We start from the raw sequence: 19,329 nt of genomic DNA, 5'->3' as shown, positions 1-19,329 counted from the left end.
TCGAGGCTCCTCGCGGCGTCGGATGCCGTATCCTCAGTCGCCAGCGTAGAGCCCCCCAGGACGGCCGTCTCGGCGCCATTTCCGATAGTCGCAAGAAGGACCGCCGAGCCGAACGTCCTCAGCTAGTGGCCCTCGACCTGGTCGTGGAAACCACCGTAACCTTGGGTGTAGGTGCCTGACATTCCGCCCAGCTGCAGCGTAGAGCCGTTTGGGGAAGAGCATGTCCGTCAGCACGTGCGAATGCCCGAGGGACAACGTAGGCCAGGCGCGCTGTCGTAGACATTCTGGCTGACAAGTGCGGTGATACGCCCCGGAAGGCCGGAATCGACCCGGTAATCAGCGTCGCCAGAATGACGAGCCTCGCTTCAGCTCATAGGGTTACTGCTGCGGGACGTTCTGAATGGCCGCCCAGTCCCTCGGCTGCAGAAATTTGCATGGCGGCTACGAAGCGGTCGCGCGGGGCGGACGTGGCCGAGTATTCACGCGAACGCCTTCGCAGCGAAGTGCAGGGGCTTGAAGCCAAGGCTTGGAGACAGCGGGGCCATGACCGTCAGCATCATGGGGGAAGCATCGGGTGGATGTGCCCGGCGCGCCACTTATCCATCCCGTCCAGGAGATCGACGCCTTCACCAAGGCGATCCAGGCGGGCATCACGAGCCGCAAGCGCGTGGCCGCCCAGGACGTCGAGGACATCGACGACGAGAACGAAGCCGACCAGGCGCGGACCGTCGCCAAGGACCTCGGGGACACGGTGTACACTCCCGCAGCGGGGGCTGCTCCTTCCGCTCCCGCTGCGGACCCTGCGCCGGTTCCCGAGCCGGACGAGGGGGACGCCGATGCGCTCCTGCAGACGGCGGCCTGATCAGGGGATGCCGCTTTTTTCCGGGTACCAAGACACCCGGCGACCTCGGCGAGGTCACTCAGCGGCCCTGCAAATCGCTCTGATTTCTGCGGAACGTGCCGTTAACGACGATTGCACGGCTTCTCACCGGAGATCTGGATCTCCCGCCCTCCATCGCTTACAAAAGCTCCGGGGCCTGCGGAGCTGAAATCCGCACGCTGACCAGAGCTGCGAGAAGGCAGCGGTCCGCCGAGACTCAAGGACCGCATTCACCATTGTGCCGTGGCTGGCACCCTCAAACAGAGTCCGCGAGGTCGTTCAGCCGACCTGCGCGGGGCCTGCCCCCGGCAAGGTTCGCCTTGCCTGCCAGCCAACGTGCGGCCGAGGCCGCCAGCACAAAGGAAATGCCACATGAACCACAACGAGAATGACCCCGCTACGACTCCGTCCGCCGTCGTCCCCAGGGAGGACTTCCCGCTCCGTCTCGAATTCGAGGATACGGGCGGGCTCAACGTTATGCGCGACGCAGGCCTCGAGATCGTCGACCTCGTCGACGGCCGAGGGATGCTCGTCGTCCACTACCGCCACCAGCGCACCCCCGTCGCAGGGGAGGGCCGCGAGGCCTCCTGCGCCGAGATGCACGGCCGCGACGTCTGGGCTCTCGTCCGCGAGGCAGCCTGCGCCGAGGCCAAGGAAACGGTGCTGCGCATCCTCCGTGCTCGCAAGGCAGGAGGCGCACAATGAGCGGCAACAAGGGCAACAAGGGGCACCCTCTCTTCCTTTCCGAGTTCGCCACTTCCGTGCACTCCTACCTGGACAAAGCAGATGCCAAGGCTCTTGGCATCTCTGACCTGGTGACGCTCGAAATCAGTAGGCCGGCGGCCGGGGACGGAGGGCATTTCCGGCTCCTCGTCATCCCGACGGCGGGCTGCGGTTTCTTGCGCTACGAAATGGCGGTCGGCGATCCCCGGCGCTGGCTGGAGTTGCTCGAGCAGGTGCGGCAAGACCCGGACGCGACGATGCTCGACTGGGTCAAGGCTGCAAAAGAGCATGGAGAGTGGCCGCTCTGAGCCAGCCAGAAGCCTGTCAGGGCCTCAGCCAACGCCACTCTGACTGCGGAGGCCGCCATTGCGCGGCCTCCGTCTTTTTCCGCTGACGGCTATTAGATGTTGCGGCCAGCCCCGCAGGCTCCGTCTGTGCACGGACTGCGAGATGGGAAGACGGATATCCGGAGGCAGCAGGAAACGCATGTGTGCACGCGCGCGCCCCTGCGGCCGCCGGTGAATGCCGCAGCCTCGGCGTCACGATCTCCACCGAGGCACCGTCCCGGACGGAAATAACGGACCGCGCATGGCGCTCAGGCTGGAGAACCCACCCGATGCCGATGTCGATGAGGTGCTGCTGGTCGGCGCTAGCTCAGGCCGTCGAACACCCCGTTGTTTGAGGTTCTGGAACAGTCAGGAGCAGTGGCTCATGAGCACTCCTCCAGCCTGTTCGGCCAGAGGCCCGAAACGAGACTATGACGCAAGGCGACGGTCGGAAGCAGCCGGGCCTTTTCGGAGTGCCTGCGGCTCAAATCAAGGCTTCCCTTCGCCTTGGCCCGGACGCTTGCATCACCCTGTCCCTGCCCTGCCTGTCGCCGACTCTTCTACTTCGCCTGGAAACGCCAGGTGAGTCCTTCCAGCATGTGTAACCCATCGGTTACAAAGTAAAATCGAGGTGAGTTGCCGAGAACCTGCATTGCGTTGTGGTGGTACCCTACTGAATCGTCGTCACATTGTGACGCTCAGCATATCGTAGTGACGCTCAGTCAGGATGAGATCTTCGTCGCGCCGATCCGTAATGCGCTTTAGAAGGAACAGCTCGCCTGCTCCATGCTGCTGCCCTTGCGTCCGATTGCGTGGACATCCACGAGGTTGAGATCACCTCGCTGGCAGCTCCGTTTCCGGAAGGTGAAGCAGGAGCGCAAGTTTCCATCCAGATCCACATCGAGGTTTCGCTGACCTTGTGAAGTGTTGGAGGTGCCGCTGTTGCTGCCGCTGCAGGACTCCCAAGAACCGAAGGCTGGTTTATCGGTGAGACAAGGCGGGAGCGGGGAGTTAGGTTCAGGCTCTTGGTTCTGGCATCGCAGCGTGACGCCGATCTGCCGGTGCGACGTGGTATTCCCCCCGTTACTACCTGAAACAGAATCGAAGGTTGCGCTGTTCACCCCGTGACGCGCAGCTTCCCTGATGTAGAAGCTCACGGCACGTCCCAGCGAAGACATTGGGCACCGAATGCTCCCATGGGGGAACTTCGCCCTTTCCGAGATCCCGCTGACGCTTTCTACAAGCTGCAAGCGTCACAGGCCGCCCGGGCTGAGCGGCAACGGCTTCCGGAGGCTACTCGTTGGATGCACATACCTCCCGCCGCAGGCACCGAACATGCTGTTTGCGTTTAGAATGACCCTAGCTGCAGGACGGGAAGCGGGAAGACGTAGAGCTTCCCCGCTTCGAAACCCTCAACTGACGCTGGCTTTCCCATCAACCGCAATTTCCGCAGCTACGGCCGCCGCATGACGCGCACGCAGCGAAGTGACGAGGTCGCTGGGAGGAAAATCATCGTGCTGCGGGTCCCACCAGTCCTGCGATTCACTACAGGCTTCACAGACGTCGCGAAAATCCCAGTATTCAGCGACCTCGATCAAAATCGCCAGTACGTCCGCAGAGCCTTGGCGACCAGCGATCGCAAGCATTCGCCTCTCGTATTCGTCGTGAGAGCAGCCGTCGGCGGGGCCTGATTCATGCCCGTGGATAAGACCATCTGGACGGACCTCCACAGCAAAGAGACCTTCGTACCAAGCTCTGCTCAGGCCCCCATGAACAGAGGCCTCTCCTTTGTCATCGGTGTAGTTGTAGACTGCTACCGGTCTGCTCATGTCCTCCCCGTCGTAGAGTGCCACTAGCCGCTCGTCTTCCCCAAAGGGCCGCAGTGCCTCGACCTTTGCCACCGCCTCCGGGGAGAGAAACAATGGCGTAGACGGTGTGGACCGTTTCGCGATCGACGAGATCAGCGCCGCGGTATCTGCAGAGGCATTGATCATCAGCTCTGCCAAACGGGCGTCGGTCACACGCTGACGCGGCCTTGCACCTCGTGCGAGGGTACCGTTGGGGTCGATCTCGATGACGACTGCGTCACCGCGCTTGTCAGCGCACCAAGCCGCCTCGAAGTACTTGTTGGAGGGGAAGGTGCGGGCTGGTCGCGAAGGATTGTCTCTTAAATCTTGCGCATCGTAAACAGCGTAGACGACGGGTTCATCCGGATAGTCCTTGCGAATGCTGAGGGATGTCTCTTTCGAGACGGCAGAAAGCTTGTTCATGGTAGAGCACCTGATGGGATTGTGTGGCTGAGGGCAGGGGGGACGGCTGTTGCCGTCCGCCAGCTTGCCCAGAAATCAAGCATGCCGCTCCAGAAGGAGAGACACCCACTGCAGCGTGCTGCGTTTTGCCGTCCATTCGTCGGAAAAATGCTGGCGGGAAACATAGTCGCCCAGTCGCGTCACCCCTTCAAAGCCGTCATCCAAGAAGTTGATGGCGCAGTACGCGACGATGCCGTTGCGCTCCACAACGGTCTTGAGGCCGGTTGGCTTCCAGATGGAGCCATCTCTCTGCCGAGCCTCGGAGAGAATAGCGATGGAGGCCGTCCCAGGCTCTTCAGCTGCGGCGGCAGGCGCGTCAGCCGTCCGCAGAAGCCGCTTGGCGGCTGCGGTTCCCGCCAACTTGGCGCCAGTCACCGTTGGGTAAACACCCTTCCAGATGTCGATCTTGTTGTGGTGAAGGGTGACGGAGAACATGGCGCCGTCATTGTGCACCAGCAACTCAGCATTGCTGGGAAGCGCGCGCATCCAAGCGCCGTCGAGCAAGGGGGACCACTCGGACAAAGCTTCTGGCGGTTCGCCCACGACGGAAGCAGACATGTCGGTGCTGACGAGTTTCATTGCATAACCTCTGAGTTGCGGCCCTTGGCCTGCGGATTGGCTGACGGATGAGCGATCGCCTCGCTCGTCTCTCTTTCTCTGTCCCCGCGCAGGTCGGCTGATCGCCTCGCGGACTTTGTTGGAGATTGTGCCAGCCACGGCATCGAGGTTAGTGCGGCTTTAAGTCGGGCAAGCCGCTGCCTTCAGAGCTCTTTACGGCAACGGCATCAGCACCGTCGGCGTCTACAAACATGGTAGGGGCGTCCGCGTTGACCTGTCCAGATCCTCCCAAGGAAAATCTCTGCGCCGTCCCGATACGACAGACGATCTCGCATCATGGGGCGAATCAGTTGGACTGGAGCGTTCCGATCAGCAGAGAGAGCAATGCGCGAAGTATCGCGGCTGGTCTCGGTGCGGTGATCCAGGCACCTCCGACCAAATTCAGTTATTGAGCCTTCTGTTCTGTTGGAGATGCTGTCAGCAGCGATCTCGGCGTCAGGCGGCGCGTTCAACAACGTTGAAGGCGGACAGCAGAATCCCTCCTGCCTCGATGACGTCCCTTTCGGTCGCCCCGTCAAAATTATTCGGTACGTCATACGCGATGAGATCAGCGTCCTCGCGTGACCCGACGGTGCGCACCACTGTCCGCTTGTAGCGCTGCTCCCAGTTGTCCTCCCAGAACGTCATTTCCAGGAACTGCTGTGCTGTGGATGCGTCGAGGTCCGAAGGAAGATTGCCGACCCCGAACGCGATTTCACCGTCTGGACGCACAATCACAAGCGCCCGCAACCTGCCTGCCGCGACATCGGCTTGGTACCTGGCTGTTGCCAACGCATCTTCGACCATATCGCTTACGAAGGGCAGTGGGTCACGCTTACAACGCTCGAAGTCGGTGATGCCACCCGGTTCACCGAAGGGTAGCTCCATATCCTTGGAGTGCAGAAATGAGGCGCCACTTTTGAAAGCGCCACGCACCTCCTTCATGTGAGGATCGAAGCGAAAGATCAGCCCCGGTTCAATCCCGAAATCTTCGGCCTGATCAGGGTCCAATAGCAACTCAACTACGTAGCCGTCCCCGACGGAACCCTTGACTGTCAAGGAAACCGTCGGACATTTGCACGCTACGAGGTCGACGTTCTCTGAGGATGACATTTGGAATTCCTTACTTGTTTAGAGCGACGTCGTGATCCTGCGGACAGGGTTGGCCCGAACGGCTCCACCGTCAACGCCGGAACTGGCCGAGCGTCCTTACATCTGGGGCTCCGCCCTGGCTCAGGGTTGAGACCCCTTGGAGGCCCCTAGATTCTCCTGGCATGGACTGGCACGGAGAAGATGACTGTGGCAGCCCGCGCAGAGCTGTTACGTTGGGGCGGCGTGGCGTGATTGTTCGTTCAAATGGCCCGCGCCTTGCTGCCTGCTCACCCGTTGCTATCCGAGGACAGCAAGGCCCATTGGGAAGCCTCTCCCCAGGAAGCGGCCGCTCTTCTGTGCCCAGCCTGTGTTCATGAGGGAGAGTTTCAATTCGGACGCTGGCATCCTTCACCGGGTGAGGGGATGCAGCAGCTGACCACGAGATTTGAAGCTGCATCCAGCGAGGCTCACTCCGCCAGCAGAAGTGGCTGATGCAGACTACGAGATGAAAAAGTTTTGCGGCTCCGGTCCATCATCGGACGTTCCGGCGTTGACAATGGCGCTACGAACTGGGACGCGCCTGCCGTCTGGCAAAAGGCGAGTATGCGCCCGCCGGAAGTGCTCTACCCGGGACGCATGCGTCCCTGGTCTGGTCCTGCCCGCTCTCCTGAGGTACTTGGTGTCGATCCGAACAGTCGTTCGGACAGCCACAGGCTCTTTGCCCTTTTCAAGTCGGCGCTTGTTCAGCCTGTCGCTCGGCTGTTCAATCGATAATTCGGTTTCCCTTCGAGTAAGGATATTGAGGAAGCGAGCAAGCGATCGTGCCTGATCATAGTACTCCTCAATCTCATATTCGGTTGCATACCAGCCGCATACGCTTTGAACACGAACTTGCCGGTCTGGGGTGCCGTATGGGAAGAGTTCGAAATAGATGCCAGAGTACCCTAATGTTCCTTCTATGAACGTGAGCGACGTCGCGCGGTACCCGAACATTCCCCGACGCTGGATGATCCAGATATAGTAGAAGTCCAGGAGTTCTGGGTGCTTGACTTTGGTTTGCAGCCACACGTGTTCATGTGGAACGGGGGATCTTATCCCCTCGGACCATTCCTCGTCTCCGACATCTGGATAATGTGTGTTGTAGATGTCATCGAGCCAGATCCCTGAATCTTCCCAATGGAACTCGAACATCATGGGATTTGCTATGCCTTCCAACACGCTTGGAACCCAGCGAAGTAGCTCTTGCCGCTCTTTTGCGGGCATGGGCACGCTCCCGTGCTTGAGAATTCCCTTTCTCTGAAGATCGAGTATGTGCTTCCGAACGAACATTGGTATCTCCTTGTTTGACATTCCCGATTGTTGGTGGTTTGTTGATGGCTACACCTGTGTTTCGCCGCTTTAGTTGCGTGCGCTGCCTGCCGCGACCGGCCATGCCGGGCACGCTGCTTTGAACCTTGTTCTTCTGAGAACGGGTGTACGAGCGTCAGACGTTGGGAGTTGCCGCTGCCACAGTGCTCTCGGTCGGCAAGCGGACGCGGGGGCTAGCTTTTGCGCTTTCCGTGAGCCCGCTCCAGCATCATGAGGACTGTGCCGATTAGGTCGTCCGCCAGTTCAACGCCGTTCCCCAGGCAGTAGGTCTCGATGAGATGACCATCGTAGCTGCCACTGAACGGAGCGCCCACGCTGCCGCCAGGGACATCCCAGTAGATCCCCACGTTCCCAATCCAGGAGTCGCGCACCGGAACGTCCGATCCGATGCGCATGATGATGTCGTGCTTGATCCCGTACTTGTGAGCCGTCTCGTCGGAAAGGCGAACAAGGAAGCGCAGTAGCCGACCTCCGTCCTCCTCCCGGAAATGCGCCACGGTCGCTGCCTCTGTGGCTTTCATGATCGTGCTCCTGGCCTAGACGGAACGAGATGCGGAACGTCTCGCTCGGCAAGCAAACCTCGCCGTGGACTGCCAGATCTCGCCTGCGCCCGGTTTCTCCGGCCCAGTCACAGATCCAGGTCCCGCGCGAGGATGGTTGGCGACGCAATGATGTCCTGCTCCACCACAAAAATTCGATGGGCGGCGGCGGCTCGGTGTCCCTGGTTGCCCTTTCCTGTAGAAGGTGTTTCGCCATACGAAGGCGCGCGTTGCAGGCTCGGCCTCCGAGGAGGGGTCCAGTTTCCGGCGCCGCGTGCGAGAAGCCACACTCCGATCGGGGGTTCATGTGCTGCAGATGAGCTCTTGAGATCATGCTCTGGTTGCCTCCTCCAAGCACGAAAGCACATCTGCGATTCGATCCGCCTCGATCCGATAAGCCGCGCTCATCGGCACGCAAGCGCCGTCGATCACGTGCATCGCATCGTAGGTGAGCAATTTGGCCTGTCGACCCTCAGGGCGATACAGCCCTTCGATCATCTGGTCCGGATCCTGACCGGCGCGCTCGAGCTTCAACCGGGCGGCCTGCTGAATTGTGCGTTCCGTAAGGGAGGACGATCCCAGCGTCAGGGTTTCCGATTGATATGCAGACCACGAGCCAGAGGTCGGCTCGTCGCTCTCGCGGCCGGCAACGTTCTTAGGCTCATCCTGTTCTGCAAGCCCTAGGCCTTCTGTCTCCCTTTGTGATGCAGTTGCGGGCACCACCTGTCGCAGCTGATCTTCCAGCTCCACGGCGCGCAGCCGTAGGCCCCATGTTGATGAAGGTACTCCGGCGACTTGGTGGGCGATGCTTGCATCTGCTCCGGTCGCCTGGATCACCCGCGTTGCGTCAGTCGTGAGACGAAGCGCGGCGCTGTTTGTGAGTTGAGATGCAGCGAGCTTGATGTTCTTTTCTTCGACCAGTCTTACGATCTCGGCCTCGGCAACCGCGAGCGACGTGGCAGAGCGCGCAGCCGTCAGCAGAGCGGCGCTCGCAAGATGCAAAAGGTCCTCCAGCCGTTCTGCTGTGGCGCCAGGTTTACGGAATATGCACGCCCTATGCAGAAAGCTGTGATAGTTCTGCTCGACAGCTGCCCTATCAGGGATCTGCTCGATCGCTCTTTCATAATATTTGTTTACGGTGCCGGCTGACACACCCGCCCGCTTCTCCACCTGTAGCTTTGGCAGGATGGTGCCACTCGCTCGGTGCTCTTCGTTCATCACCTGCTGCACCGCCAGTTGGAGAGTGCTCGTCTCCGGCTTCTTAGCCATGTCTGTCTCCTGTTGTTTCGTGTGTTTTCTGCTGCCCGGCCTCAGCGGGCTGCGGGGAGAAGCGGGGTCGCTCCAACCGCCGTTGCAGGGGGTGTCCCGCAGCGGGCCCGTCCCGGTGTTCCGAAGGCGCCAACCCATCAATGTTGAAAGACAAGCCCGTCGCGGTGCGCTCGCTGCGAAGCTTGGCATAAGGGCAACACAGCTGCGCTGACCGCTCCGCGTCTCGGACGCCCCATCACCCCGCATTCTGCCGCGACCGAGGAAGGATCTTCTGTCCTGGGGCGTTCACCCCGGTCGCGAGCTTCACCTCTAAGTCTCATCGCATCACCTTCTCGTTCTCTGCGCCGCCCAGACAGATCTCATGGCCGTCTTTTCGGGCTGTGACCCGGTCCAATGCCCTAAGACATAAATGCTACCACAGGTGGGTTCAAGTCCAAAAATGGCAGCCGCTTAGCGGGTTATTAGCCGACCAAGTTTTCTTTTGATGCATTTTTGATATTTCTAAGTATCCCCAGAGCTTTAACGGGAATCCTTTGCTGGCACGCTACGAAAAAATCCTCGATTAAAGGACTGAATCCTTGCAACCTCCGAGCGAGATTCCAGAACGGCGCTACGTGGGTAACCTCAAGGATTCGACGATGTTTTTCGGTCTCGAAACAGCTGCCCGGGAAGGATTGAATCCTGTGCCCTCGGGGGGGGGGAAAGCACCACCTCGCCTCATTTTGCCGAGGCCGCACGTCCAGGAAGCGCTTGTTATGACGGGCAGTTCAGCCGAAATTGCTGTTGTCCCACCAACGGGGCGGAGCTCTGTTAGCGGCTGAAAAAGCTGCCAGGAGATGCGGACCCGGCACAGGCGCCTGGATCCAAGGACTCGCAGGTTGCCACGGCAGGATTCGATGACATGTTTAGCAGACGTCCTAGGGCCCCGGGGTACTGAGGCAAATCGGCAGCGGCTGGATGGGCCTTCCGCTGCCGAAAACGGGACCATTTCAATACCGGTTTTCTTCGGCTCGTGAGGCCAGAAATCCTCCTGCGGAGGGCGGTCGCACCCCTCGCTCGCCTCGACTGTTGGAGCTTCGGACAAGCGTGAGCGGCGCGTTTTAGATCAGGCGAGGGGGCAGGGCTGTTGTTCCGGAGAATGCAGTTGGGTGTCTCTCTCAGCCGGATGCAGCGGAGGCTTGCCTCGTAGGTCAACTGCCGAAGAGGCTCGACCAGCTTCGCCACGCATGAGGTGAGGGCGCACTTTGAAACTGCAGCGACCTTCTCCAGCTGTGAATGGCTAGTAACTGAGGTCGCTCAAACGCGTTTGTAGGCGTCGTGGTCACTCGGGTGTTCACCGAGCGTTCGGGTCTTCATTGTCGAGAGATCCGATTTCGCTTCGGAGGCCCGTCAACCTGCCGCGTAGCCGCCGGCAGCTTCGCGCCCCCTGCACTAACCCGCTTCGCGAGAGGGGCGCTTCGGCGGAGATGGCTAGGATGCATAGCCTTTGAGCGGGTGGAAGCCTGTAAGCCGACCATGGAGTTCCCTCCAACGCGAGGAACTCGCCATGGCTACCAAGTACCAATCTCGCCGCTTCGTATTCAACTCGACATGTTAATGCGGGGGCACGCCTCCCACGCCGCAGGATTACCTTCGCCGCGTGGTGCGTTTTGCCGCGTATCTCGGCCGCTCGCGCCACACCGCAACGACGGAGGATGTCCGCCGCTTCCAGATTGATCAGCATGAGAACGGCGCGGGTCCTGCCACCATGCAACGGCGCGGTCTCGGCGTTGCGGTTTCTGTTTCTGGTGACACTGCAGCGCCGGAATCTATCAGGCGCACTGGTAATCACCCTTTATTCCAAACTGCCAGATGTGCTGAGCGTTGAGGAAGCGGGGAGGCTGCTCGAAGCCGCACCAGGCCTCAAGTGCAAAGCCGCGCTCCGTCGCCTATGGCGCAGGCCTGGGTGTTTCCGGAGTCGCGCACCTCGATGACGTCGACTCGACGCGCATGCTGCTTCCTGTCGAGCAGGGCAAGGGCCTGCAAGGCCCGTAACGCCATGCTCCCGCTGCAGCTCCTGGAACTCTTGCGGCTGTGGTGGCGCGAATGCAGACAGGGCGGGGTGATGCTCCCGCCCGTAGCCGTCCGAACGCCGCCTGATCGCGTTCAACGAGAGTGGCGTCACTTTCCGCTACAAGGGTTACCGTTGGAGCCGGGCGCCGCACGATGCGTGGCTTAGGCCATCAACCCTGACGTTCCGGAACGATGCGGTGATCGAAAGCGATCGGTTGTCCGCAGGTCCCGCCAGTTCAACCGACCGAGGCGACCAGAGGTTCGCGTGGAGCGTCATGGGCAGGTGCGGAACTGGGGTCGGATCCCAGCTTCCACGGTCGTGCACAAGGACGTCGTCGACGAACCAGCAGATTCGGTCGGGAAGCCATTCGATCGCATACCGATGGAAGTCCGCGCTGGCGTCGAAGTCGAGATCAATCGCACAGGGCGAGCCGCGGTAGCCGTAATCGAGTTCCGTGCCTTCGTTTCCCGGATGAAGTAGACGTTGAGAAGCATCCTACGCGGTTCGTTGCCGGTGATCTCGATGTCGATCTCCTGCCGTGGCGCCGGACGGTGCAGAAAGAAGCCGGTGACCATTCCGCTCCCCCGCGCCGCTCTCATCTCGATTTGGAAACGGCCGTGCAGGAAGCGATGCGCCGACGAGAGAGCGCCGGAGCGGAAGGGGCGGTCCCCCGTCGCCGATGCGCTCAGTGTAATCGTCGCGCCATCGGGGCCGTGGTTGATGGCGTCGGATCCGAAAGTCGCTAGGTTGCCCGGGAAGGTTCCGAGCATCGCGGGCATCTCGATGGTAGGCTCGGTGAGTGGGCACTGCATCTCGACCGCCTCACCTTTCCTCGGAGATGCTGGCTCGCAAGCGCGCGGCCATCCGTCAGCTTTGTCGATCGCCCAAGGCGTGTCGTCCATCGCCATCGGTCGTGCGGTCCGCATGGGTTCGGTCGAAGGCCCGCTATTCCGACGTCCGTCGCGGAACAGGCGCCAATCGCCTGGTGCACCGGAGGGGAATACTTGGACCGGCGTCTTCACCCCCGTCAGCGAACAGAGCGGCGGCCACCAATCGTCGCCCGGCCCGTCTCCGGGCAGGATGGTCCATGGATGCTTTGAGCGGTCGGAGGCGACGATCCGCTGCGCTCGAATCTGCTCTAGGACCAAGCCGGTGACGAGATCGTCGATTCCGTCTGGCAGAGCATCGGGCGGGAACGGCGGATCGACCAGGGCGTCGAAAGTGTTGAACAAAGTGGCAATCTCCGCGTCGGGCCGCTGCATGATTGCCGGCGTCATAACGGCGAGCGGCCTCAGCCAATCGAACTGCCTGTTGATCCACATGTCGACCGGTCCCGCGACAGGCATCGCGCGCAGCAGCGCCTGCGCTCCACCTCGCGAGAGAACGTAGCCGCAGAGGAACCATAGTCCCCGTATCGGACGGAACAGTGTCCCGCAGACGTCTGCCCGCTCGCAGGTCCCGCCGGCGTCCTCGTAGGACAGGTAGAACATGGCCGGTCCTCCGCCGTTCCCCCTAATTAACGCCTCGCGCCATGCCCTTTCGATCGATGCGGCTGCGCCCGGTCGGAACCACACGTCGTCCTCGAGGATCAGGACATGCTCCTCGGATCCCGTCGCAACGGCCTTCCACGCTTCGATATGTGATCGGGCGACGGCGATCTCCTGACGTGTCATCGTCACCGCCTCATTCTATCCGAAGCAGGCCTCTAGTTTGGCGTCCGGCTGCACGTGAAGCTGGTGGGCGAGAACGTAACGCGGGTCGACGTCCGCTGTGGCCGCGACCGCTCTGCCGTCGCGCCGTCAACCGCGGGGTGGACTTGTCCCACTTGGTGGAGAGCGTTTTCAGTTTACGCGGCCTGCCTTTCGAATTGAAGCGGGCTGATGAAGCCTAGTGCCGAATGGCGCCGGACGGGGTTGTAGAATCCATCGATGTAGCGACCGATGGCGACGGTCGCCTCGGCGCGGCTCTGAAAGACGGTGCGCCAGAACTCTGGATCCATGGTCACGTACACGATAGCTGCAATTGCGAGGTCGGGAGAACGCGGGTTGCTGCGAACCCTAGAAGATACTGTGACGAGAATGCGGGATACGATCCTTACTTTGTGATCCAGAGCGAAGCTGCATCGTGAGGCAGGATCTTATGGCGGCTTCCCACCCGACCCCATCAAGCGCGAGCAGAAGGATAGGTGATCATGCACTCAACAACTGAAGTCCCCGAAGATCCGGCATCATCTCCAGCCTCTGCTTGAGGAGGCGCTTCGGCAGGGCCTTAAGCTGGAACCAGAAGACGTTTATGCGGTGATGGCGATCCGCGCTGCCCATGAAGACGATTTTTTCCGCTACGGGTGGCAGTCGGCGCGCTACCCGCCCACCGGGGGGCGGCAACTACCCAACTTAGAGAAGTGCCTCGGGCACGTCGGGCGGCTAGTTGATCTTGCGACAGGAAATCCTGAAACACTGCGCAAGGGGCTTCGCCGAGGAGATGGAACCTTTCGCGTACCCTACCATTCCCGCTACACCAGCACCCCTGGAAACAGTCACCTCGGCAAGAGCCGAGTGGGATGAGCAGCAAGCAATGATCGACCGGGTGATGGCTGGAGCGAGGTCAGATGCCCGCTAAGCCGCATCTCAGAATGGACTTTGACAGCGGCGGCGCTTGAAGTTCCAAGCGCAAGAAGGCGGGAAGCCAAAACGCGAATGAGTGCAAAGTGCCTCTGAGGCTAACGAGCGTCAGTGGTGACCACCGACGCTCTTCCTTATCTCTGAAACCAGCGGCTCGATCTGATCAAGTCGGTAGAAGCCCACATCATGCTTATGCATTTGCTCTTCCACCAAATCGATAAAGCTCGCTTCCTGATTGGCAACGTCACCAATCACCACCAGCTTCTTGCGGGCCGTTGGCCCTGTATGATCAAAGAGAAGCTTCCCCTCGATCATGTGAGGGCTTGCTCTGTCCAGCGCGCTATCGGGTGACCCTTGCAGCGAAACTGCCTTAAGAAGGTTGTACGCGCCGTTCTGATACCCGTAATGCGCCTTGACCTCCAAGCCTGAAGGCAGGCTAACTGGCCGAGGACGATCTAGGAGGCCTTCTACTCCCCTTAGCGCGAGTTGGTTCTTAAGCTTTGTTCTGGCTTTCGCGCCATGCTCAGGCTTCAGAATGTCTCCAACCAGATCGTCGAAGAGGATTTTGAGCTCTTCGTCCATCGATCCGAGTATCAGGATCGAGCGCAGGGTGGACAACCTAACCTTGCCGGACCTCATTTGAATGAATTGTTTCACCCGTTCAGGGTCCCAGCCACCGGAGAACTCATTCATGAGCTTGTTCCGGATCGCTGATTTGAGGTCCGAAAACTCGGAGCCGACACTGATGTCAAAAACACGGTCAACGCGCGTGGGGCGCTCCGCGAATCTCATCGAGATGTGAGGAGCGCGGCTCGCGAACAGCACGACGCCAATGTTCACAAACTCCGCGCGCTCGGGATGTTCCGAGTACTGCACAAGGGCGAAGTATCCTTGATTTTCGCGCATCAATTCACACCAGGAAGGAGCGGAGCATCAATCAGCCGCTCCTCGATCGTGTTCACCACAAACGCCGCGCGGCTGCAAATCAATTCAATGAGCGTCGTTCTAGCGACGGGGCCCACGCCCCATTCTGAGGGCACGGAGTTAATGACTTCCTTCACGAACGTCCGGTCTAAGCTACGGAGCCGCTGCAGCGCAGGGGCGAGCGTCTCTGAAGTGATATATGGTTCGAACGCAGGGAACCGTCCATATACGCCGGGACTTTCCACGTCATCCTCGTTGAGAGCGAGTGGGAAATCGCCATCGAACGCCCAGGTGTGATCGATTGGGATCAGGTCGTACTTCCGGCTTTTATCACGCTTTGCGAAAAGCAGGTTCTCCGCATTGGCATCACCCAGCCCGTAACGATCCCAATTCATGATCCAAGTATCGAAGACAACGAGCTTGGCGATGTCGGTCTTGTCGTGCAGCTTTTTCAGGAACAAGTCGGATCCATCAAAGCTGGTCGCCTCCACCTCAGCAGAGAAGAACAACGGTCCCTGCACCAACTGACCGTTTTTCATGGGAAGATCGATGTCACATGTTGGGATCACGGCGAAGGCTGGAATCTGCAATCCAAACCAAGTGCCGAGCTCTGCGGCGACCAATTCTGCGGTCAAAGCGGGGCCGTTATATGGATTGTTCGTGGCTTTGATGAAGCCGCGTCCATCATCAGTCTGAACGAAAAACGGGTTGGTGCTCGATGGAAAGGATTTGATTTCACGAATTACCCGCGTCGGGCTACGGATGGTCCCGCAAGAAAGAGTCATAAGCCTACCCAAGCACTCCCACTGCTTTCCGAATAGCGAGATTCCTGTCTCTAGGCCAGTGAACGTCACCGCTCAAAGGTTACGCAGACAACCCGACTATAAGCCAAGGGCACGCACCGGGGGCGAAACGAGAGGGTTGCAGCGTCCGCTCCCGAGCGGCATGCTTAGGATCGTCGGCAGCCCGCCGGAGGATGAAGGGCTGGCTCCGGTGCTGGTCTAAGAAAAAGGCCGCACCTCATCCGCCAAGAACCCCGCAGAACCTTGCAGAGTATGGCACGCCCAACGGGAAACGAACCCGTGTTTTCGCCGTGAAAGGTGGCGATCGAGAACTTCGGCGACCTTATCGAAGACAACGTGTACGATGACAGGCAGCGTTCAGACGAGCGGAAAGCCGGGCGAGGACCTGCTGGTACTGCAACTGAGCAGACAGCTGGAAGCAGAAACGAAGGCGGTCACGATCGCGTCGGCAGCACGGATCACCGTGTCTTCGAAACGCTGGACCTTGTCAGAGTCGGCCAGTGGATCCCGCTCTGGGGTCGGGGCGCCACCATTACCAAAGGATTGGCGCATGGAGCAGAGAGGAAGCGTCGGCAATAAGCGCCAGGCGACGAAGCCGAACGGCATGCGCTGCGGCTCGTGGATGAGGAAGGGCTTACGATGATCCATCCCTCGGACGATCTGGCGATCATCGCAGGCCAAGGCACCATCGGCCTCGAGATCGTCGAAGCCTTGCCAGACGTGGCGACCGTGCTCATCGCCCTTGGCAGTGGCGGGCTGTCGTCGGGCGTCGCTGCCGCGATCAAGGGGCTTCGGCCACAGGCGCGCGTCTTCGGGGTTTCCATGGATCGCGGCGCCGCGATGAAAGCAAGCCTCGAAGCTGGGCATCCAGTCGAAGTGGAAGAGTTTACCAGCCTGGCCGATGCCCTTTGTGGTGGCATAGGCATACCCAACAAACACGCCTTCTCCGCATGCCAAGAACTTCTCGACGACATTATCCTCGTCACCGAGGAGGAGATAGCCACCGGAATCCGTCATGCCTACGAGCGGGAGGGCGAGGTCTTGGAGGGTGCCGGAGCGGTCGGAATGGCTGCGCTGCTTTCGGGAAAGGTCCCTCCGTCCAGCGGACCTCTCGTCAGCATCATCTCCGGCGGCAACATCGACGAATCTCTTCATGGCCGCGTCATCGGCGGTGAATTCAATGACAAGCGCGTGAGCGTGTGAATGCAGACCGTCACAGTAGTCACCGAAAAGAACCTCCGCGAACTCGTCCAACTGGATGAGGCATCCATCCTGTGCGTGGAAGAAGCGTTCCGCGCCCTCGCGACGAAGCGGGTAGTGATGCCTCCGATCCTTCGGCTGGACATCGCCGAGAACAGGGGCGAAGTCGATGTGAAGACCGCCTATCTGCCCGGGCTCGAGACGTTCGCCGTGAAGATCGGACCCGGTTTCTTCGACAACCCCTTGCGTGGTCTCCCGAGCACGAGCGGGCTGATGGTGGTGCTGTCCAGCACTACCGGGTTCGTCCAGGCGGTTCTCTTGGACAATGGCTACCTGACGGATGTTCGCACCGCTGCGGCGGGAGCCGTCGCCGCCAGACATCTTTCTCGGAACGACGCATCGACCGCTGCGATCCTAGGTGCCGGAGTCCAGGCGAGACTGCAGTTGCGGGCGTTGTCGCTCGTGCGTCCGATCCGGGAAGCTCGGATCTGGGCCCGGGATCCGGCGAAGGCCCGGGCAGCCGCCAGTGAACTTCAGGAGGCCCTTGGCTTTCCAGTCACCGCCTGTGCTGATCCACAGCAGGCCGTGATCGGGTCGGACATCGCCGTCACGACGACGCCGTCTTCGAAGCCGATATTGCAAGCCGAATGGCTCGCCGCCGGACAGCACGTCACGGCGATGGGGTCCGATGCCGAGCATAAGAACGAGCTCGATCCGGACGTGCTGGCTCTCGCCGATGTCTATGTGGCTGACAGCCTTGAACAGACCCGGAGGCTGGGCGAACTCCACCATGCCCTGTCCGCTGGGGTCGACTTGAGCGGAACGCGCCAGATCGAGTTGGGCGATGTTACCGCGGGTATCCAGGAAGCTCGACTGAACGACGATCAGATAACCATCGCCGATCTGACGGGCACCGGGATCCAGGACACGGCGATAGCATCGCTTGCGTTCGAGCGCGCCGTGTCTGGTGGCGCGGCTATTCAGGTGCAGAACTAACCGTAGCTGAGCTCTTCGCTGCCGCTCGTCCGGGAGGCGAGCCAGATAATCGCCGCGGTAGCAGGACGTGCATAACGGAAATTTCGGTTATGCGCACGGGTCGCCTTGGAAGGCCCGCTGACTGCAACGTGAGCCCTCCGTCAGCTTGAGGGGTCGCGGACAAGCCGCGATCCGCCAAGGAGTAGCTAATGACCGACGACGCGCCAAAGGTCGAACGACTGGAAAGGGATGCACTCGGGGCGATCTCGATCCCGCAGGATGCCTACTACGGTCCCCAGACGGCTCGGGGTATCGTTAACTTTCCTATTTCAGGCATCAGCATCAACCACTTCCCAGCCTTTATCAAGGCGCTGGCCTACGTGAAGATGGCAGCCGCGCGGGCGAATGCCGCTCTGGGACATCTGGATCAAGGAAAGGCCGACATCATCTGTCGGGTCTGTGCCGAACTCATCGACGGCAGGCACCTCGCGGAATTCCCGCTTGATGTGTTCCAGGGCGGTGCCGGCACGTCCACGAACATGAACGTCAATGAGGTGATTGCCAATCGAGGGCTGGAGCTCCTGGGATTGCCTCGTGGCAGGTATGACCAGCTTCATCCCAACGATCACGTGAATCACGCGCAATCGACGAACGATGTCTACCCGACAGCGATCCGTCTTGCGATCCTGTTGTCGCACGGACAACTGCAGAAGTCTCTCGAGCGGCTAGCAAGCGAGTTCGAGGCGAGGTCGGAGGACTTCAAGGATGTCATCAAGCTCGGCCGCACGCAGTTGCAGGATGCCGTGCCCATGACCCTCGGGCAGGAGTTCCAGGCCTTCGCTGCGACGCTTCGGGAGGATGTCGCGCGCATCGGCGAAACCACTGCGTTTTTCCGGGAGATCAATCTCGGTGGCACGGCGATCGGCACGGGCATCAATACCTGCAACGGCTATCAGTCGGCAGTCGTGGAAGAACTCCGGCTCGTGAGTGGAATGCCGCTTGTGTCGGCTGGGAACCTGATCGAGGCATGCTGGGATACCGGAGCCTTCGTGCTGTTTTCGGGCATGCTGAAAAGGACGGCGACGAAGCTTTCAAAGATCTCCAACGACCTGCGACTTCTGTCCAGCGGACCTCGCGGCGGCCTCAACGAAATCAACTTGCCGGCTCTCCAGCCTGGATCGTCGATAATGCCCGGCAAGGTGAACCCTGTCGTTCTGGAGGTCGTCAATCAGGTGGCTTTCCAGGTCATCGGGTATGACCTCACCGTCACGCTCGCATCGGAAGCAGGCCAGTTGCAGCTGAACGTGATGGAGCCCGTGATCGCCTTTAACGTCTTGCACTCCCTGGAGCTTCTGACGAATGCGAGCGACGTGCTCCGCACGAAATGCGTTGTCGGTATCACGGCGAACGTCGAGACGTGTCGCATGCATCTGGAGGCTAGTACCGCCGTCGCGACGGCGCTGACGCCGGTCATCGGCTACGAGCGCGCTTCGGCCCTGGCGCAAGAAGTCCTCGCGTCCGGCAGGACCATCCGAGAAGTCCTGGCGGAGCAACCTGACCTCTCGGAGGATCTCATCTTGATTACGGCCGATCCCGGTGTCCTTACCCGTCCTTCGAAACCGCGTCTGGCTTCTTAGAAACGATGACACC

18 protein-coding genes and 1 pseudogene are annotated in these 19,329 nt (G+C 60.5%); 6 read left to right on the top strand and 13 right to left on the bottom strand.

Annotated elements, in window-relative coordinates; genetic code table 11:
* Positions 1 to 8: 8 nt before the first annotated feature.
* Positions 9 to 375: pseudogene (locus J5Y06_RS23055) on the bottom strand (TrbI/VirB10 family protein); the annotation flags it as partial.
* Positions 376 to 580: 205 nt separating this feature from the next.
* Between J5Y06_RS23055 and J5Y06_RS10710 the strand changes: the two are divergent.
* The 3 genes from J5Y06_RS10710 to J5Y06_RS10700 all read left to right on the top strand — a co-directional run bounded on the left by J5Y06_RS10710 (position 581) and on the right by J5Y06_RS10700 (position 1,911).
* A complete protein-coding gene (locus J5Y06_RS10710; RefSeq protein WP_209335164.1) occupies positions 581 to 862 on the top strand; it encodes a hypothetical protein in 282 nt (93 codons plus the stop codon).
* 390 nt (positions 863 to 1,252) lie between these two features.
* Complete coding sequence (locus J5Y06_RS10705; RefSeq protein WP_209335163.1) at positions 1,253 to 1,585, top strand: hypothetical protein; 333 nt, start codon at positions 1,253 to 1,255, stop codon at positions 1,583 to 1,585.
* Positions 1,582 to 1,911 carry a hypothetical protein gene (locus J5Y06_RS10700; RefSeq protein WP_209335162.1) on the top strand — a complete coding sequence of 110 codons (330 nt, stop codon included), beginning with the start codon at positions 1,582 to 1,584 and terminating at the stop codon, positions 1,909 to 1,911. The genes J5Y06_RS10705 and J5Y06_RS10700 overlap by 4 nt, the downstream gene beginning before the upstream one ends.
* A gap of 1,430 nt (positions 1,912 to 3,341) precedes the next feature.
* Here the strand turns inward: J5Y06_RS10700 and J5Y06_RS10695 are convergent.
* The 12 genes from J5Y06_RS10695 to J5Y06_RS10645 all read right to left on the bottom strand — a co-directional run bounded on the left by J5Y06_RS10695 (position 3,342) and on the right by J5Y06_RS10645 (position 16,110).
* A complete protein-coding gene (locus J5Y06_RS10695; RefSeq protein WP_209335161.1) occupies positions 3,342 to 4,199 on the bottom strand; it encodes a hypothetical protein in 858 nt (285 codons plus the stop codon).
* A 75-nt stretch (positions 4,200 to 4,274) separates the two neighbouring features.
* Positions 4,275 to 4,817 (bottom strand): hypothetical protein, encoded by a 543-nt coding sequence (locus J5Y06_RS10690; protein WP_209335160.1) that lies wholly within the window; start codon positions 4,815 to 4,817, stop codon positions 4,275 to 4,277.
* Positions 4,818 to 5,291: 474 nt separating this feature from the next.
* The gene (locus tag J5Y06_RS10685) at positions 5,292 to 5,948 is read right to left on the bottom strand and encodes a hypothetical protein (protein WP_209335159.1); all 657 of its coding nucleotides are present in this window, start codon (positions 5,946 to 5,948) and stop codon (positions 5,292 to 5,294) included.
* 477 nt (positions 5,949 to 6,425) lie between these two features.
* Positions 6,426 to 7,256: a hypothetical protein gene (locus J5Y06_RS10680; RefSeq protein WP_209335158.1), complete on the bottom strand. Its 831-nt coding sequence runs from the start codon at positions 7,254 to 7,256 to the stop codon at positions 6,426 to 6,428.
* 212 nt (positions 7,257 to 7,468) lie between these two features.
* Positions 7,469 to 7,816 carry a hypothetical protein gene (locus J5Y06_RS10675; protein WP_209335157.1) on the bottom strand — a complete coding sequence of 116 codons (348 nt, stop codon included), beginning with the start codon at positions 7,814 to 7,816 and terminating at the stop codon, positions 7,469 to 7,471.
* Between the two features lie 348 nt (positions 7,817 to 8,164).
* Positions 8,165 to 9,064, bottom strand: coding sequence for a hypothetical protein (locus J5Y06_RS10670; protein WP_209335156.1), 900 nt, complete (start codon positions 9,062 to 9,064; stop codon positions 8,165 to 8,167).
* Between the two features lie 2,218 nt (positions 9,065 to 11,282).
* On the bottom strand, positions 11,283 to 11,528 hold the full coding sequence (locus J5Y06_RS23565; RefSeq protein WP_385931789.1) for a LamG domain-containing protein: 246 nt from the start codon (positions 11,526 to 11,528) through the stop codon (positions 11,283 to 11,285).
* The gene (locus J5Y06_RS10665; RefSeq protein ID WP_209335155.1) at positions 11,429 to 12,829 is read right to left on the bottom strand and encodes a family 16 glycosylhydrolase; all 1,401 of its coding nucleotides are present in this window, start codon (positions 12,827 to 12,829) and stop codon (positions 11,429 to 11,431) included. Before J5Y06_RS10665 ends, J5Y06_RS23565 begins: the two co-directional genes overlap by 100 nt.
* A 173-nt stretch (positions 12,830 to 13,002) precedes the next feature.
* Positions 13,003 to 13,167, bottom strand: coding sequence for an IS3 family transposase (locus tag J5Y06_RS10660; RefSeq protein WP_465306312.1), 165 nt, complete (start codon positions 13,165 to 13,167; stop codon positions 13,003 to 13,005).
* A gap of 718 nt (positions 13,168 to 13,885) precedes the next feature.
* The gene (locus J5Y06_RS10655; RefSeq protein ID WP_209335154.1) at positions 13,886 to 14,683 is read right to left on the bottom strand and encodes a DUF3037 domain-containing protein; all 798 of its coding nucleotides are present in this window, start codon (positions 14,681 to 14,683) and stop codon (positions 13,886 to 13,888) included.
* Complete coding sequence (locus J5Y06_RS10650; RefSeq protein WP_209335153.1) at positions 14,683 to 15,486, bottom strand: HipA family kinase; 804 nt, start codon at positions 15,484 to 15,486, stop codon at positions 14,683 to 14,685. Before J5Y06_RS10650 ends, J5Y06_RS10655 begins: the two co-directional genes overlap by 1 nt.
* A 375-nt stretch (positions 15,487 to 15,861) precedes the next feature.
* On the bottom strand, positions 15,862 to 16,110 hold the full coding sequence (locus tag J5Y06_RS10645; RefSeq protein WP_209335152.1) for a hypothetical protein: 249 nt from the start codon (positions 16,108 to 16,110) through the stop codon (positions 15,862 to 15,864).
* Positions 16,111 to 16,143: 33 nt separating this feature from the next.
* Here J5Y06_RS10645 and J5Y06_RS10640 point away from each other — a divergent pair, with 33 nt between their 5' ends.
* From J5Y06_RS10640 to J5Y06_RS10630, 3 genes are all read left to right on the top strand, one after another.
* A complete protein-coding gene (locus tag J5Y06_RS10640; RefSeq protein ID WP_342453410.1) occupies positions 16,144 to 16,707 on the top strand; it encodes a pyridoxal-phosphate dependent enzyme in 564 nt (187 codons plus the stop codon).
* Entirely contained in the window at positions 16,708 to 17,700 is a 993-nt protein-coding gene (eutC, locus tag J5Y06_RS10635) for an ectoine utilization protein EutC (RefSeq protein WP_209335151.1), read from the top strand.
* 188 nt (positions 17,701 to 17,888) lie between these two features.
* On the top strand, positions 17,889 to 19,316 hold the full coding sequence (locus J5Y06_RS10630; RefSeq protein WP_209335150.1) for an aspartate ammonia-lyase: 1,428 nt from the start codon (positions 17,889 to 17,891) through the stop codon (positions 19,314 to 19,316).
* Positions 19,317 to 19,329: the final 13 nt, after the last annotated feature.

The sequence above is a fragment of the Tianweitania sediminis genome (assembly GCF_017813335.1).
Classification (GTDB): domain Bacteria; phylum Pseudomonadota; class Alphaproteobacteria; order Rhizobiales; family Rhizobiaceae; genus Tianweitania; species Tianweitania sediminis.
The sequence above is the reverse complement of the archived record's forward strand: the minus strand, read 5'-3'. Positions and strand labels throughout refer to the sequence as shown.